The sequence below is a fragment of the Planococcus koreensis genome, from assembly GCF_004761975.1.
Classification (GTDB): Bacteria; Bacillota; Bacilli; order Bacillales_A; family Planococcaceae; genus Planococcus; species Planococcus koreensis.
Window position 1 is genome coordinate 22,590 of sequence record NZ_RQII01000016.1, and the last position, 14,489, is coordinate 37,078.

Genomic DNA, 14,489 nt, shown 5'->3' on the forward strand with positions numbered 1-14,489 from the left:
AGCGCAAGCGCCTGTCCAGTCCAGACAGGCTTAAGGCGAATCGCCGAAGCGGCGTATTTCACCGCACAGGCGAGGCGGCTTAAGACCCCGAGGGACTAGGCGCTGCGTTTTTCAACAAAAAAATAAATCCCCCGCAAATTCTGCGAGGGATTGAAAGGACGACATAAAAAAGCATGTACATCCAGCCGGTCCTCGCAGGCTATGTGGGCGTTGTCATAAAGGCAGGTCTCCTGGCTTGTGATCATCGCTTGCTGCGCCTTCCCAAAGTTTTGCTTCAGTGGCATTGTTGCAGCTTGCTCTCACTTACAGTGGCGGGACCGCGCCGGAATCGAACCGGCTTCCCTTTTAACTCATGTTCTTAGACATAAGCACCTTTATGAATGAATATTCGATTGCCTTACACCAATAGTATACACGAAAAACTTTTCGTGTCGCTTACATTTTTTCCGGAGCGGAGACGCCGACAAGCTTCAAAGCATTGGCAATTGTCGTTTTCACTGCCGTAATGAGCGCCAATCGTGCACGCGTCATGTCTTCGTCTGAAGTGTCGAGGACTTTATTGGCATTATAGAAGCTGTGGAAGTTTGCCGCCAGCTCATGGATATACGTTGTGACGCGGTGCGGAGCACGCTGTTTCGCAGCATCTGCTACGACTTGCGGGAAATCACCGATTTTCTTCAGAACATCGATTTCTTTTTCCGAAGCCAAGAGGCTCAAATTGTCAGTTGATGCGATAAAGCCTTGTTCTTCCGCTTGGCGCAGGATTGAATTGATGCGCGCGTGCGCATATTGCGAGTAATAGACTGGGTTCTCGTTGGATTGCGAAACAGCCAAATCCAAGTCGAAGTCCATATGCGAATCGCCTGAGCGCATCGCGAAGAAATAACGGACCGCATCCAAGCCGACCAATTCCACCAATTCACGCATCGTCACCGCTTTGCCGGTACGTTTGCTCATCTTCATCTTTTCGCCGTCTTTGTACAATTGCACCATCTGGATGATGCTCACTTCAAGCGTGTCGCGGTCGTAGCCCAATGCTTCAATCGCCGCTTTCATGCGTGGGATATAGCCATGATGGTCCGCTCCCCAAATGTTGATCAGCTTATCGAAGCCGCGCGACAATTTGTCTTCATGGTAAGCGATATCCGGCAATAGATAAGTGAATGAGCCGTCGTTTTTGATCAATACACGGTCTTTGTCATCGCCGAATGTAGTCGAACGGAACCAAGTTGCCCCGCCTTCTTCAAAAATGTGGCCATTGGCGCGCAGCTTGTCCAATGCGATTTCGATTTCGCCTTTTTCATACAAAGACGTTTCCGAGAACCAGACGTCGAATTCGACGCGGAAATCAGCCAAATCTTTCTGCAATTTCGCAAGTTCCACTTTTAAGCCATGCTTGCGGAACGCTTCGAAACGGTCTTCTTTCGACAAGGACACGAATTTATCGCCATGTTCTTTGACCAGCTCTTCTGCGATGTCTTTGATATCCTGCCCGCGGTAGCCGTCTTCCGGCATGTTCAGCTCTTGTCCAAGTGCTTCAAAATAACGCGCTTCGATCGACCATGCCAAATTGTTGATTTGGTTGCCTGCATCGTTTATGTAGTATTCGCGTGACACGTCATAGCCGGCCATATCCAAAACGTTGCATAACGAATCGCCGACTGAAGAACCGCGGGCGTGCCCCAAATGGAGGTCGCCTGTCGGATTTGCCGAAACGAATTCCACTTGAATGCGTTCGCCGCCGCCTGATGTGCTGCGACCGTAATCTGCTTTCTGCTCAAGGACCAATTTCACAACGTCCTGCAAATAATCTTTTTTGATCGTGATGTTGATGAATCCTGGGCCGGCGATTTCGATTTTCTCGATGTTCGCCGCTTCTTTGTCGATATTTTCAACGATTGCTTCCGCAATGACACGCGGCGCTTTTTTAGCTACGCGCGCCAACTGCATCGCGATATTCGTCGCATAGTCGCCGTTCGCTTTGTCTTTCGGTGATTCCAGGAAAACATCCACCGGTTCTGCCGTCAATTCGGCTTTTTGAACTGCCTCGCTGATTGCTTGTTTGATTGCGTGCTGCACTTTTTCTACTGCATTCATTGTTTGCCCTCCGTAAATTGAATTTCCATTTCGTATTCGCCAACGTGACTCGAGCCCATCGCCAAATCGTAGCGGACTTTAAAATGTGCGTCGCTGGCTGAGAGTTCATGCGCTTTCGTCGTCAGCATGAACGAGCCGTGTTCGTTCGTTAAATTGCCAGTCTGTTCTGTATGCAATAAAAACGGCAGCCGCATCTGCAGGCCTCCGCTTCTCATAATCACGGCATCCTGTTCCCCGATCTTCACTGTGGTCTTGATGTCCAGTTCATCCTGCCGCTCCTCATACTGCAAGTAACGCCGGTCATTTTTCACCGTCATCGTTCCTTCAGACCACATTTCAATCGTCTGTTCTTCCACGTCCGGCTGGCGGATTATGGTCGTCAGTTTGATTTTTACCAATTTTCTCATGCCGCCCCGCCTCCTTTAAGTAATAGCCTTTCCATTATAGCTCGATTCCGCGCTTGTTTTCAATTAAGGCTTTGGCGGAATATGCACAAAACACCCAAAAACGGGCAGAAATACAAAAAACCACTCCGAAGAGTGGTTTCACATCCATCCAATAAAACCTGCTTTTGCATGGAATTATCTCTTGTACGTTTTCACAAAAGAAGGGCGCGCAAAGATGTTCGGCCTCTTGTCGATGCCGTCTGCCGTTCCACGTTTCGCATGCGCCTGGCCATAAGATTCCGACGCTTGCCAGTCTTTAAACGATTGTTCGTCTTTCCACATCGTCAGGATGATGTATGTATCTGAGTTCAGCGGCCGCAATACGCGGATAGCTGCAAAACCAGGCTCCCCTTCCACCTTGCCTGCCCGGTTCTGGAAACGCGATTCGAAAATCTCGCGGCCTTCATCCGTTACTGGAATATTATTGAACACAGCAAAATAGCCGTCGTTGATGTCGCCGACTGCATTCAATACTTCAAACGCTTCAAAACCTTGTGGCGGCGTCTCTCCTTTGCTTTCAAAAAGCACCGTCGATTCGCCATTGTCTGCCAGGCAAATCAGCTGTGCATTCGGAGCGGCATCTAGCATTGCTGCCTCTTGGTCGCTGTTTCCCGTCCATTTATACAATTCCATTGCCAGCACCTCTTTCAATTCTTCATTCCCTTCTATTTTATCTCGTCTGCCCAAAAGAATCTATCGACAGCACCACTGGCAATTCCTTTACAAACCCGACTTTCGCCCTTTTTCACTAAATCCGAGTATTCGGATGAGCGGCTTGATCGTCAAGCCCTGGACGAGCAACGAAAACAGAACCACGGCGAATGTCAGGAGCAGTACCGTCTCCCTTCCATCAAAGCTCGATTGAAGGCTGAGACTGCCAAGGCGATGGAAAGACTCCCTTTCACCCCGCCCCAATTCAGCAAGATCCGCTCCTTCCTATTGAGGCTTTTTGCTGGCATGGTGCTAAGGTACAGTGCAATGACCCGTGCTCCGATGACGATGAGAATCGCATAGAAAATGATTTCCCAATGCCCTCTAAAATCGATATTGCGGATTTCAAGGCCGACAATCAAGAAAATGAGCGAGTTCGCAATCAAAGCGATGACATCCCAAAAGGAATTGATATTCCGTTCAGTTATTTCTGTCATCCCGATTCGGGCGCCATACTCACCGAAAACAAAACCGCCTGACAAAACGGCGATGACTCCAGAAACATGGAAATGTTCAGCAATGAAATAACTGCCGAAGAACAATAATGCAGATACGACGATTTCAAACGGATAATCATCATAGAACCGGATAATTTGCGAAAAGATAAAACCAAGTATGAGGCCCACGATGACGCCGCCTACGGCAAAGCGCAGAAACAGCCAGACTCCGCTTCCGACGCCCGCCCAGCCCATTTCGATATACGTCAATAAATACAGGGAAGATATCTGAAAGAGCACAATCGCAATGCCGTCATTGAACAGCGATTCCCCTTCCATGATGGTGGACAGCTTCTTGGATACACCAGCAGATTTAAAAATGGACAATACACTGATCGGATCGGTTGCGCTCATCAAGGCAGCAAATGTAAAAGCCACGGCAATCGGCAGCCCCAGCAAAAAAAGTCCGGCAAAGCCGATGATGATAAAGGAAAGTAAAGTGCCGCCCAGCGCCATCCCGATCACCGTATTTTTCTCCTTGTATAAATCGTGGACCGGCAGTTTCAAAGTCGCATCGCCCAGGAGGATGGGCAGGAACAGCGAGATGATGATGACTTGGAAGACATTTGATTGCGTAATGAATGCTTCTGCCTGGTCGATCATAGGGATCGGCAAATTCACGATCCCTAAAAAGAGGCCGACCAGTACGAGCGCAATTGCATCCGGCTGCTTGATTTTCCTGGCAACTCCAACTACGGAAATCGCAATGGCCAGCAGTATCAGAATCTGGATAAACACTTCATTGAAATCATGCATGCTCCCGCGCTCCCATCTGCCTTTTATCCCTTCCATTTCTCAAAAACTGAGCTTGTAAACATTTTAGCTAAATCAACTTGTTTACTTGTTGCCAAGCTGCTCAGCGTACCGAATGAAGTTTGCTTTCCTATTGTTTTTCCAACGCAGTCAATGCCCAAAAAATTTCCCATTTTCATCTCTAAGATCACTTCCAAGCAGGCTAGCTTTTACCGATGAAAATTTCAAAAAGGCCGCCTGGAAATTTCCAGGCCGGCCTTTTTTCGATTATTTTACCCAGCCAAGAATCATTTCACGGATGAGTTTGCTTGCAGTATTTGCAGTTTGGTCGGAATGGTCGTAGACCGGTGCCAATTCAACAAGGTCGAATCCAACAACATTGACGCCTGACGCGGCAATGGCGTGGATTGACGCGAGCAATTCGCGCGACGTGATGCCGCCCGCGTCGACTGTGCCTGTCCCTGGCGCATGCGCCGGGTCGAGAACATCCATGTCAATCGTGACGTAGACGCTGCGTCCTGCAAGTGTTGGCAACACTTGTTTCAACGGTTCAAGCACTTCGAATTTAGACAAATGCATGCCGTTTTCTTTCGCCCATTCAAATTCTTCTTTCATGCCCGAACGGATGCCGAATGAATAAACGTTCTTCGGTCCGATGTGGTCCGCGATTTTGCGGATCGGCGTGGAATGGGAATATTCTTCGCCTTCGTAGTTTTCTCGAAGGTCTGTGTGCGCGTCAAAATGGATGATTGCTAAATCGTCGTATTTGCTGGCAACGGCTTTCATGACCGGCAGCGACACAAGATGCTCGCCGCCCATGCCCATCGGGATTTTCCCGTCGGCTAAAAGCGTGTGCACATACGTTTCGATTTCAACAAGGGATTTTTCCGGATTGCCGAATGGCAGCGGAATATCTCCAGCGTCGAAGAATTTGACGTCGCCGAGTTCGCGGTCAAGGTACGGGCTGTATTCTTCCAGCCCGATCGATACTTCACGGATTTTATTCGGTCCAAAGCGCGACCCGGGACGGTAGCTGACTGTCCAGTCCATCGGCATGCCGTAAAGCACAGCTTTGGATTCTTCATAGTTCGGATGGCTTTTGATGAATACTTTGCCTGAATACGTTTCGTCGAAGCGCATCTTATTTACCTACCAGGTCTTTCACGAATTTCGGCAAAACGAAAGCCGCATTGTGCAATTCTTGCGTGTAATACTTTGTTTCGATGTCGTGGAAACGCTCAGCTGGAACCTCCAGCGGGTTGTATTTTTTCGAACCGATCGTGAACGCCCACAAACCGCTCGGGTAAGTCGGGATGTTCGCCAAATACAAGTTTGTGATCGGGAAAATCTCTTTGACGTCTTTTTGTACTTGTTCGATCAGGTCCGCTTTGAACCATGGGTTGTCCGACTGTGCGACGAAAATGCCGTCTTCTTTCAGCGCTCTCGAAATCCCCGCGTAGAAGCCTTTTGTGAACAGGTTGACTGCTGGCCCTACAGGTTCAGTCGAATCGACCATGATGACGTCGTATTTGTTTTCGGATTCTGCGATGTGCATGAAGCCGTCGCCGACGATTACGTCAACGCGTGAATCTTCAAGGCCCGATGCGATTGAAGGCAAGAATTTCTTCGAGTACTCGATCACTTTGCCGTCAATGTCGACAAGCGTCGCTTTTTTAACAGAAGGGTGCTTCAGCACTTCACGGATTACGCCGCCGTCGCCGCCGCCTACAACCAGAACGTTCTCAGGGTTTGGATGAGTAAACAATGGAACGTGCGCCACCATTTCGTGATAAACGAATTCATCTTTTTCAGATGTCATGACCATGCCGTCAAGGAACAGCATATTGCCCCATTCAGCCGTTTCTGCCATCTCCAAAAATTGGAAATCCGTTTGTTCGGTGTGAAGCGTTTTATTGATTTTCATCGTAATTCCGAAATTCTCGGTTTGTTTTTCTGTGTACCAAAATCCTGCCATCTATAATCAAACTCCTTTTCGCTCAATTTAAAACTCCTTAAAAAAGTATAAGTCTTTTCAGCAAAAGTGCAATATTTTTTTGCACACAGTCCTTTACCCGCTGCGCTTGGAGCTACACTCAAAATAAAAAGGTTTTCTGCAGGGGGAATTTTTCCCTTCACAGAAAACCTTTTTATCCTGATGATGCGGAGAAAGAGACATGAGGCATTGGGCTTGGGTTGTTATCGCAATGGCTCACGGCACTTGCTCGCACTTCAGGTGTCCTAGCTTTCTATTCAAAAGCTGTAGTTATAGTGTACTGCCTTTCTTTCCCAACTTCAACCGCCTGCAGAAAGCAAATACAAATGTCACAATTCAGTCAAAAAATTACCTTATTTACCCATTTAAATCTTCATGCAATTGTTCGCTGCTGCGCTCCCACATTTCCGGGTTGTGGTTTTTCAAATAATCGGCGAGCACCTGCTTGGAAGCTTCATCCATTTGATCGACAACGATTTTGCGCTTCATCGATTTATCCATCAAATTGACATGTTCCGCCAACACCTTGTAGCCGCGGCGTTTTTCGCGGTTGACGACCATTTCGCATGCCGTGACGCCTGCGTAATATGGGCCTGCGGGATTAAAGTCGATGGTGATCCAAATCAGCCAATACGGCTTGCCGCCTTCCGAGTCCTCGCGGTTGACCGTAAACTTGATGCCGCGCTCGACTTGGCTGCGCGCATGCATCGCGCCGATGTCAATGAATGCTTCCTTTTCTTCGATGTCGATAAACAGCGGAGAAACGTTTTCCAATGACAGCGAACCGATGCCGTAGCCTTTATGGCCGTCAGTCGGATCGTTCTTTATGATGGTGAAGCCTACTTTTTGTTTTGGTTTTTCTTCATTTGCCATGTGTCTATTTCCTCCGTTCTGATATGATAAAAGTATCTTCATAAGAGCTTCGCTAATTTTGAAGCTGATAAAAAAAGGAGCTGTATCCATTATGCCATACGTAACTGTCAAAATGCTCGAAGGCCGCACAGAAGACCAAAAACGCGCGCTGGTTGAAAAAGTCAGCCAAGCCGTTTCCGAGACAACCGGCGCACCGATTGAAAACGTCACTGTCTTCATCGAAGACATGAAGAAAACCGATTACGGCGTTAAAGGGAAATTGTTTAGCGATATCTAAAATGCGGACACCCGCTCGGTTATACGAAAAAACTCCCGTTACGGGAGTTTTTTTTTGCCTGTCGTGAAACTTGCGACAGGCCTTTTCATTTCGCTTCAACGCACTTTCATGTCTCGAAGCTAGCGAAGCGATGCAGAGACAGACGGACGCTTTCCACGGGCACGGCTTCAGTCTCCTCGTCGCTATGCTCCTGCGGGGCCTTCACCTCGTGTCGCTCTGTCGCTTTGCTCCATCACTGCTCCCGCTGGAGTCGCCGCCTTCAGCTTCATTCAAAGGATTTTCTTAATACGATTCATTTCTTTAGTCGAAGAGCTAAAAAGATACATTATCTGCATTTTCATGCCGTTTCCAGATATGGAGCAAGGCAGCTCCGACTCCCGCGGGATAGCGAAGTGCCGAAATCCACTCGGGCGCTAGCACGAGTTAGTTCGGCGCAAGCCCGCAGGAAAGCGGTGCTGTTTTGCGGAATATCGGCATATAAAAAACTTTTAGCATTCAAGTGAAAGTTTTTTTATTGCCGTAATTCCGCTATAAACCCGTAAGCTTCTTCGATTTCATCTGGCGTGAAATTCAGTTTCGCTTTGACGATGTGGAGTTTCTCAATCTGTTCTTCGCGTTCCATATGGTCAAAATACAGGAGGGTTGCCGTGAGTTCAAGGAAACGGCTGCTTTTGCCGTTCAGTTTTCCGGCGACTTCCGGTGAATCCAGAATCGACTCTTTCAGCGTCCCGCGGAAATCCGCACCTTCTTTGGTGACAGCATATTTATATTGAACGTATGACCCTTTGTCTTCGAGTTCCTCCGACAAAAACCCCATATCGCATAATTCCTCTACACGGGCTGTCAATTCTTCGGAATACGGTCCGTAAATATGGAATTCGTATTTTTCCTGGAATGGCACACCCAGCTTCTTTAAAATGTAAATCATTTTCTGCATTTTTTTGCGTCCGGTAATCCCATCAGCAGTGGCAATGAAGTCCACGATTTTTGCGTGTTCCTGGAGCAACTATACCCCTCCTTCTTTAAGCATTTCCACGATTTGCTGCTTGATGGCTTTTTTCTTGCCATCGACCAGCAACTCGGCCGGGAAATATAATTTATAGTCGGTGCGCCGTTTGCCGGAGATCGCTTCGACGATCTGGGACAGGCGCGACAATTCCTTGATGTCGCCGTTCGGCATCAATAAGTGGATCGGCAAGCGCTCCCCTTCTTCGCCTGGGCGGTAAAAGTCATAAGGCAAGTCTGACGTAGAGTCGTCGACCAAATAATAATCGGGATCGATCCCCGCTTTTTTAAACAAGCTGGCGAGTTCCCCCAGCTTCCGGTAATCTTTGCCCGGATCGAAATCGACGTATTGGAAGAGGCGCCGGTTGACGAACCGGTCGCTCATATCCGACAAGATCGGGTCGCGTTCATTCATCCATAACTGGAAATAAGTCATCATGACGCCTTCATCAAGCGCCAAATAATCTTTCAAGGTGAACGAACGGTCGAAGAATGCTGCGAAATGGGTTGGCGGCTGGGCAAATTCATAGCCGCTGTCATGCAATTCCTTCGCACGCTGCAAAATTTTCCGCAAAATGACTTCCGCGCTGCGCGCTACCGGATGGAAATAGACTTGCCAATACATTTGGTAGCGGCTCATGATGTAATCCTCAACCGCGTGCATGCCGCTTGCTTTGATGACGACTTGGTCTTCGAGCGGACGCATGACCCGGAGAATCCGCTCCATGTCAAAATGGCCGTATGAAACACCGGTATAATAAGCATCTCGCTGCAAATAATCCATGCGGTCGGCGTCGATCTGGCTGGAAATCAGCGACACTACTTGTTTATTGGAATACGTCTTGGCGATGACTTCCGCGACTTTTTTCGGAAAATCAGCGCTGACTTTCATTAGAATCTGATGGACTTCCGTGTCGCCGAGCAGAATCTCACGGGTGAAATTCTCGTGGTCGACATTGAACACTTTTTCAAATGAATGGGAAAACGGCCCGTGGCCCAGATCATGCAACAGCGCTGCGCATAGCACGACAAGCCGCTCGCTTTCATCCCATTCAGGCCGCCCGTGGAACATATCATCTGAAATCCGGCGGACAATTTCATAGACGCCAAGCGAATGGCTGAAGCGGCTATGTTCGGCTCCATGAAACACCAGATAAGAGGTGCCGAGCTGCTTGATGCGCCGCAAGCGCTGGAATTCCCGCGAATTGATCAAGTCCCAGATGACTTGGTCGCGCACGTATATGTACCGGTGAACCGGATCTTTGAATACTTTTTCTTCCGCTAATTTCTGATTTGCATAGTCCACGGCGGCACCTCCAATTTTTCTGCGTGATTGTTTATTCTACACCAGCTGGCATCGGTCATTCAAGGTCCGGCGACAGCATTTTTCGGTTGCGTTCCACGACGCGGTTCAAGTAAAAACTGTAAAGCTCCGTCTCTTCGGGCATCAATGGCTGGGGTGCCGGCGAACCGAGCAAGCCATGAAGATCGAGCACGACTTCCTGCACCGTCAACGGTTTGCCGAGCAATTCGCTGAGCGACGCCATTACGGCCGGATTGATGTCCGGGTAGACCGCTTTCGTCTTCTCCCCTTGCAACCCCGCTTCGTAGAATCCACGGATCAATTCTGCGCGTTCTGCGCCCGACCCTTCGATGCATAAATACACTTGGACCGCGATGCCGCGGCGGATGCGGCGCTGGGAAATCCCGGCGAATTTGCGTCCGCCGATGCTCAAATCATACGAACCCGGGCAATACGAGCCGACGATTTCATACGCTTCGATCGGCGCTCCCGGAAACAAAGCCTGCACCAGTTCGACCATCATGTCATAGCCCGCCGGAATATCGATCGCGTTGTCCTTTTCAGACAGCACGAGTGATATGTTCAGCACGCCCGAATCCAAAACGACGGCAAGCCCGCCCGAATTACGCACGATCGGCTGATAGCCGCGCTCTTCCAGGTACTCCATGCCCGCTCCGATATGCGGCAGCCGGTGGTCCTGGATCCCCAATACGACTGTGTCGTCGTGGACCCATGTCCGGATTGCGGACGGACTTTTTCCTGAACCGACGAGTTCGCACAACAAGTCATCCGCTGCGAATGACTCCAGCGCCGAACGGTTCCGCGCGCTTAGGGACTGATCCCAGAAACGCCAATTTGTTTCTCCCATAAATGCTTCCATCTTGCTATCTCCTCTTTCATTGCATTCGCTTCCCTAAGTGTACCCGAGATAACGGCCACTGAAAACCCGCCGTGCCCTTGTCAAATTGGTGACAGCCATTTCTTTTGCAGGAACTCCGCCAGCGGGTATGATAAACTGATTCTGTGAGATTCAGATTAAAGGAGTGTTTGATAAATGAATGAAGCAGCTATTACATTAGACGGCTGGTACGTCCTGCATGACTTCCGCACGATGGATTGGGTTACGTGGAAAATGCTCGACGACGCCGAGCGCCAATTTGCCATCGACGAATTCCAAGCGTTCATGGACAAAGTCAACACAGCCGATACGAATAAAACCGGCGCACATGCATTGTATTCAGTAGTTGGCCAAAAAGCCGACTTCATGCTGATGATGTTGCGTGAAACGATGGACGAATTGCACGAACTGGAAACGGAATTCAATAAATTGACGTTGAATGCTTACACGGTTCCTGCTTATTCATACGTTTCCGTTGTCGAACTTTCCAACTACCTTGCTGGAAAATCAGACGAAGATCCTTACCAGAACCCGCATGTCCGCGCACGCTTGTACCCTGAGCTTCAGCGTTCGCAGTACATCTGCTTCTACCCGATGGACAAACGCCGCGAAGGCAATGACAACTGGTACATGCTGCCAATGGACGAGCGCAAAGAACTGATGCTGTCACACGGCAAAATCGGCCGCAGCTACGCAGGCAAAGTGAAACAGATCATTTCCGGCTCTGTCGGCTTCGACGATTACGAATGGGGCGTTACGCTATTTGCAGACGACGTTCTCCAATTCAAAAAATTGATCTACGAAATGCGCTTTGACGAAGTCAGCGCGCGCTACGCAGAATTCGGTTCCTTCTACGTCGGCACTCGCTTGGACGCAGAACGCACCGCTAAATTCCTGGAAGTTTAATTGATCAAAATCGCCCTCGGGCGGTTTTTTATTGTTTTATGGCGCTTTCGCACCTCAAATGCACTTTTCCGCACCTCGTGGCGGCTTTTTCGCACCTCAGCCATACTTTTCGCACCTCAGCCATACTTTTCGCACCTCATCGCGGCTTTTCCGCACCTCAATCACCTATTTCCGCACCCCAAAAATAAATTCAAGCCCTTTAATTGGAAAAAGCCCCCGCATATGCGGAGGCTTCCTCAAAAAAAAACGATTACAATGCTTTGGCAGCTGCGACGATCAGCATGATCCAGCCGGCGATAAACGCGACGCCGCCGATTGGCGTGATGGCGCCGAGTATGCTGATGCCGGTCAAGCTCAACACATACAAGCTGCCGGAGAAAATGATGATTCCGGCAAGCATCAAATAACCTGCCCAGTTCAATGAACTCAGCGGTCCGAGCAGCGAAGAACTCATCAGGATGGCGACAACCATCAAGCCGATTGAATGGAACATCTGGTATTGTACGGCAGTCTGCCATGTATCCAAGTATTTATCCGCAACGCGGCCTTCAAGCAAATGCGCGCCGAATGCGCCGAATCCAACGGATAACAACGCATTGAGCGCTCCTGCGATCAAGAAAAATTTCATGGTTTCATTCCTCTTTCCAATTAAAATTCAAACAGCGAATCCCCGTTTGCATCGTCTTCTTTTAATTTATTGACAGAAGAGACGGTTTGCACCTGAGGAGACGCGAGCGGGATTGCCTGCGGCTTTTCGGCTGCCGGACGGTCGTCGTCGAGCAGCAAATCGCATAGCACACGGATGGCCGCGATGGATTCGCGCATTTTCGCGGGATCCGCTTTGCGCGCCAATGCCGTGTGTTTTTCAATCTCGCTTAAAATACGGGCGGCATCAATTGCCATGCCAAGCCCCCCTTTCCATTTCCGATCTTTCATAGTTTACCATGCACTTTGCCGCTTCGTCAGGCCAGGCAGAAATCGATTGGCGCTTCTCCGCGCTGTTCGAGCAATTTGTTCACTTGCGAATACGGCCGGCTGCCGAAAAATCCGCGGCTGGCGCTGAGCGGGCTCGGATGCGGCGCTTCGATGATTGCGTGGCGTTCCAAATCGATAAATTGCTTTTTCTGCTGGGCCGGCCGTCCCCATAACACAAAAATCACCGGTTCTTCGCGGGCTGATAATTTCCGGATGACTTCATCCGTGAATTGTTCCCAGCCTTGGCCGCGATGGGAATGCGCTTGGCCTTGCCGCACCGTCAGCACAGTATTGAGCATCATGACGCCTTGGTCCGCCCATTTCATCAGCGTGCCGTCTTTGGGTGCGGCACAGCCCAGGTCCTCTTTCAATTCCTTGAACATATTGCGCAGACTCGGCGGATGCGGAACCCCGGGCTGCACCGAGAAACTCAAGCCGTGTGCCTGATTCGGCCCGTGGTAAGGGTCCTGCCCCAAGATGACGACTTTGACGTCGCTGTAAGCGGTATGTTCGAACGCGTTCCAAATATCGTGTTTGTCCGGATACACCGTTTCGTGTTCGTATTCATGCTTCAGAAATTCCCGCAGCTTCAAATAATACGGTTTGGCGAATTCGCCGCCGATGACTTCCTGCCAGTCATTATGAAAGATCTCTTTCGGCATCGCTTTGCCCTCCTCAGTCTTTGAATTCCACTGATACGTCGTAGCCGACGAGCTGGAACATTTCCTGCACCGAGCGTTCCCCGTTTTCTTCAGCACGCTCAAGCACGCCCTGGTCTTGCGCTTCTTTCAGGATCAGCTTTTGCGCTTCTTCCGCCAGATCGTATGCTTCTGAAATATCCGCTTTGTCGCGGAACAGCCCTTCATACGAGAAGACTCTCACTTGATCCATGAATAATTCCGGCCCTCCGAGGAAGTCCGCTCTCGGCAATGTCAATGTCGCCGTTTTCGCTTCTTCATCCACTTCGATGTCGTCTTCCGTCACTTCTGAAAAATCAATGCCTGCTTTGACCGATCCTGGGATGACCACCAGCAATTGCCGTTTCGTCCCTGGCAGCTCCAAGCCGATTTCCTGGCCGAATACTGCATTGTCCTGGCGTTCGATGATGGCTTTCGAGAACGCTTCCGCTGTCGATAATTCATTCAAATCCTGGATGCGCTCGAGGAACGCGCCTTTTTCTTCGGTGAACGTGCTGCCATTCAACATCCAGTACGCGCCCAACGGCAACGCGATGAATAGCAATAGCAGCAGCAGCGCCAACGCCAAGAACGTTTTGCGGAAAACGCCTGCCAACACTTTCGCTGATTTCCAGAATCCAGATGGATTTGAATCTTCTTTGCCTTTCACTTCTTGCAATAAACGCTCTATTTCTTTCAACTTCGAATCATTTGCCACGGTCTATCCCTCTTTCTTTTATTCAAATCAATGCGCCTCCGTGATACGATGGAGCAAAGGGGCGATTTGCATGGCCGATTGGCGGGAAAAAATAAAATCCGTTTCCAAAACCAAAGGAAGCAGCGCGCCTGAACGCGCCAAACGGCTCGGCATGGGATGCCTGGGCTCAGCTGTGCTCGCTGTTTCCATTCTAACATTGATCATAGCATTTGGTCTTTTCAAAAGCGGCAGCTGGATGGCAGGTTTTTTTGCTGCAGCATTTTTCATTGTGAGCGCTGCCACAGCGGTGCTGCTCATTGTGCCCCATAAGTCCAATCCATTGTAAATACACTGATTTTTGATAAAATGAAGAAACCAAAC

16 protein-coding genes, 1 pseudogene and 1 riboswitch are annotated in these 14,489 nt (G+C 49.5%); of the genes and pseudogenes, 3 read left to right on the plus strand and 14 right to left on the minus strand.

From position 1 onward, the window contains the following. Nucleotides 1-203: 203 nt before the first annotated feature. Nucleotides 204-391, minus strand: a riboswitch (cobalamin riboswitch). Nucleotides 392-435: 44 nt separating this feature from the next. The 7 genes and pseudogenes from argS to EGV91_RS03695 all read right to left on the minus strand — a co-directional run bounded on the left by argS (nucleotide 436) and on the right by EGV91_RS03695 (nucleotide 7,370). After that, on the minus strand, nucleotides 436-2,097 hold the full coding sequence (gene argS / locus EGV91_RS03665; RefSeq protein WP_135500823.1) for an arginine--tRNA ligase: 1,662 nt from the start codon (nucleotides 2,095-2,097) through the stop codon (nucleotides 436-438). Then, nucleotides 2,094-2,504: a YwiB family protein gene (locus tag EGV91_RS03670; RefSeq protein ID WP_135500824.1), complete on the minus strand. Its 411-nt coding sequence runs from the start codon at nucleotides 2,502-2,504 to the stop codon at nucleotides 2,094-2,096. The genes argS and EGV91_RS03670 overlap by 4 nt, the downstream gene beginning before the upstream one ends. A gap of 174 nt (nucleotides 2,505-2,678) precedes the next feature. After that, on the minus strand, nucleotides 2,679-3,176 hold the full coding sequence (locus EGV91_RS03675) for an antibiotic biosynthesis monooxygenase family protein (protein WP_135500825.1): 498 nt from the start codon (nucleotides 3,174-3,176) through the stop codon (nucleotides 2,679-2,681). A gap of 87 nt (nucleotides 3,177-3,263) precedes the next feature. Further along, nucleotides 3,264-4,507: pseudogene (locus EGV91_RS03680) on the minus strand (cation:proton antiporter). Nucleotides 4,508-4,771: 264 nt separating this feature from the next. After that, nucleotides 4,772-5,644 carry an agmatinase gene (speB, locus tag EGV91_RS03685; RefSeq protein ID WP_135500826.1) on the minus strand — a complete coding sequence of 291 codons (873 nt, stop codon included), beginning with the start codon at nucleotides 5,642-5,644 and terminating at the stop codon, nucleotides 4,772-4,774. Nucleotide 5,645: 1 nt separating this feature from the next. Continuing rightward, a complete protein-coding gene (gene speE / locus EGV91_RS03690; protein WP_135500827.1) occupies nucleotides 5,646-6,479 on the minus strand; it encodes a spermidine synthase in 834 nt (277 codons plus the stop codon). A 375-nt stretch (nucleotides 6,480-6,854) separates the two neighbouring features. After that, nucleotides 6,855-7,370 carry a YwhD family protein gene (locus tag EGV91_RS03695; protein ID WP_135500828.1) on the minus strand — a complete coding sequence of 172 codons (516 nt, stop codon included), beginning with the start codon at nucleotides 7,368-7,370 and terminating at the stop codon, nucleotides 6,855-6,857. A 91-nt stretch (nucleotides 7,371-7,461) separates the two neighbouring features. Between EGV91_RS03695 and EGV91_RS03700 the strand changes: the two genes are divergently transcribed. Continuing rightward, nucleotides 7,462-7,647 (plus strand): 2-hydroxymuconate tautomerase, encoded by a 186-nt coding sequence (locus EGV91_RS03700; RefSeq protein ID WP_135500829.1) that lies wholly within the window; start codon nucleotides 7,462-7,464, stop codon nucleotides 7,645-7,647. 511 nt (nucleotides 7,648-8,158) lie between these two features. Here the strand turns inward: EGV91_RS03700 and EGV91_RS03705 are convergent. The 3 genes from EGV91_RS03705 to EGV91_RS03715 are packed head-to-tail and all read right to left on the minus strand — an operon-like array spanning nucleotide 8,159 to nucleotide 10,835. Beyond that, nucleotides 8,159-8,653 carry a YwgA family protein gene (locus EGV91_RS03705; RefSeq protein ID WP_135500830.1) on the minus strand — a complete coding sequence of 165 codons (495 nt, stop codon included), beginning with the start codon at nucleotides 8,651-8,653 and terminating at the stop codon, nucleotides 8,159-8,161. Then, nucleotides 8,654-9,958 (minus strand): HD domain-containing protein, encoded by a 1,305-nt coding sequence (locus EGV91_RS03710; RefSeq protein ID WP_135500831.1) that lies wholly within the window; start codon nucleotides 9,956-9,958, stop codon nucleotides 8,654-8,656. A 55-nt stretch (nucleotides 9,959-10,013) separates the two neighbouring features. Further along, complete coding sequence (locus tag EGV91_RS03715) at nucleotides 10,014-10,835, minus strand: lipoate--protein ligase family protein (protein WP_135500832.1); 822 nt, start codon at nucleotides 10,833-10,835, stop codon at nucleotides 10,014-10,016. A gap of 174 nt (nucleotides 10,836-11,009) precedes the next feature. On the opposite strand from EGV91_RS03715, the gene hemQ reads away from it, so the two are divergent. Beyond that, nucleotides 11,010-11,759, plus strand: coding sequence for a hydrogen peroxide-dependent heme synthase (gene hemQ, locus EGV91_RS03720; protein WP_135500833.1), 750 nt, complete (start codon nucleotides 11,010-11,012; stop codon nucleotides 11,757-11,759). Between the two features lie 250 nt (nucleotides 11,760-12,009). On the opposite strand, the gene EGV91_RS03725 is transcribed toward hemQ, so the two are convergent. From EGV91_RS03725 to EGV91_RS03740, 4 genes are read right to left on the minus strand one after another with little or no spacing between them, the layout of a single operon-like run. Next, nucleotides 12,010-12,387 carry a DUF423 domain-containing protein gene (locus EGV91_RS03725; RefSeq protein WP_135500834.1) on the minus strand — a complete coding sequence of 126 codons (378 nt, stop codon included), beginning with the start codon at nucleotides 12,385-12,387 and terminating at the stop codon, nucleotides 12,010-12,012. A 20-nt stretch (nucleotides 12,388-12,407) separates the two neighbouring features. Next, the gene (locus EGV91_RS03730) at nucleotides 12,408-12,662 is read right to left on the minus strand and encodes a DUF5327 family protein (protein WP_135500835.1); all 255 of its coding nucleotides are present in this window, start codon (nucleotides 12,660-12,662) and stop codon (nucleotides 12,408-12,410) included. 59 nt (nucleotides 12,663-12,721) lie between these two features. Next, nucleotides 12,722-13,396: a uracil-DNA glycosylase gene (locus EGV91_RS03735; RefSeq protein WP_135500836.1), complete on the minus strand. Its 675-nt coding sequence runs from the start codon at nucleotides 13,394-13,396 to the stop codon at nucleotides 12,722-12,724. Nucleotides 13,397-13,409: 13 nt separating this feature from the next. Then, nucleotides 13,410-14,129, minus strand: coding sequence for a DUF4230 domain-containing protein (locus EGV91_RS03740; RefSeq protein ID WP_135500837.1), 720 nt, complete (start codon nucleotides 14,127-14,129; stop codon nucleotides 13,410-13,412). A 70-nt stretch (nucleotides 14,130-14,199) separates the two neighbouring features. Here EGV91_RS03740 and EGV91_RS03745 point away from each other — a divergent pair, with 70 nt between their 5' ends. Next, nucleotides 14,200-14,454, plus strand: coding sequence for a hypothetical protein (locus EGV91_RS03745; protein WP_135500838.1), 255 nt, complete (start codon nucleotides 14,200-14,202; stop codon nucleotides 14,452-14,454). The last annotated feature ends 35 nt before the right edge of the window (nucleotides 14,455-14,489 follow it).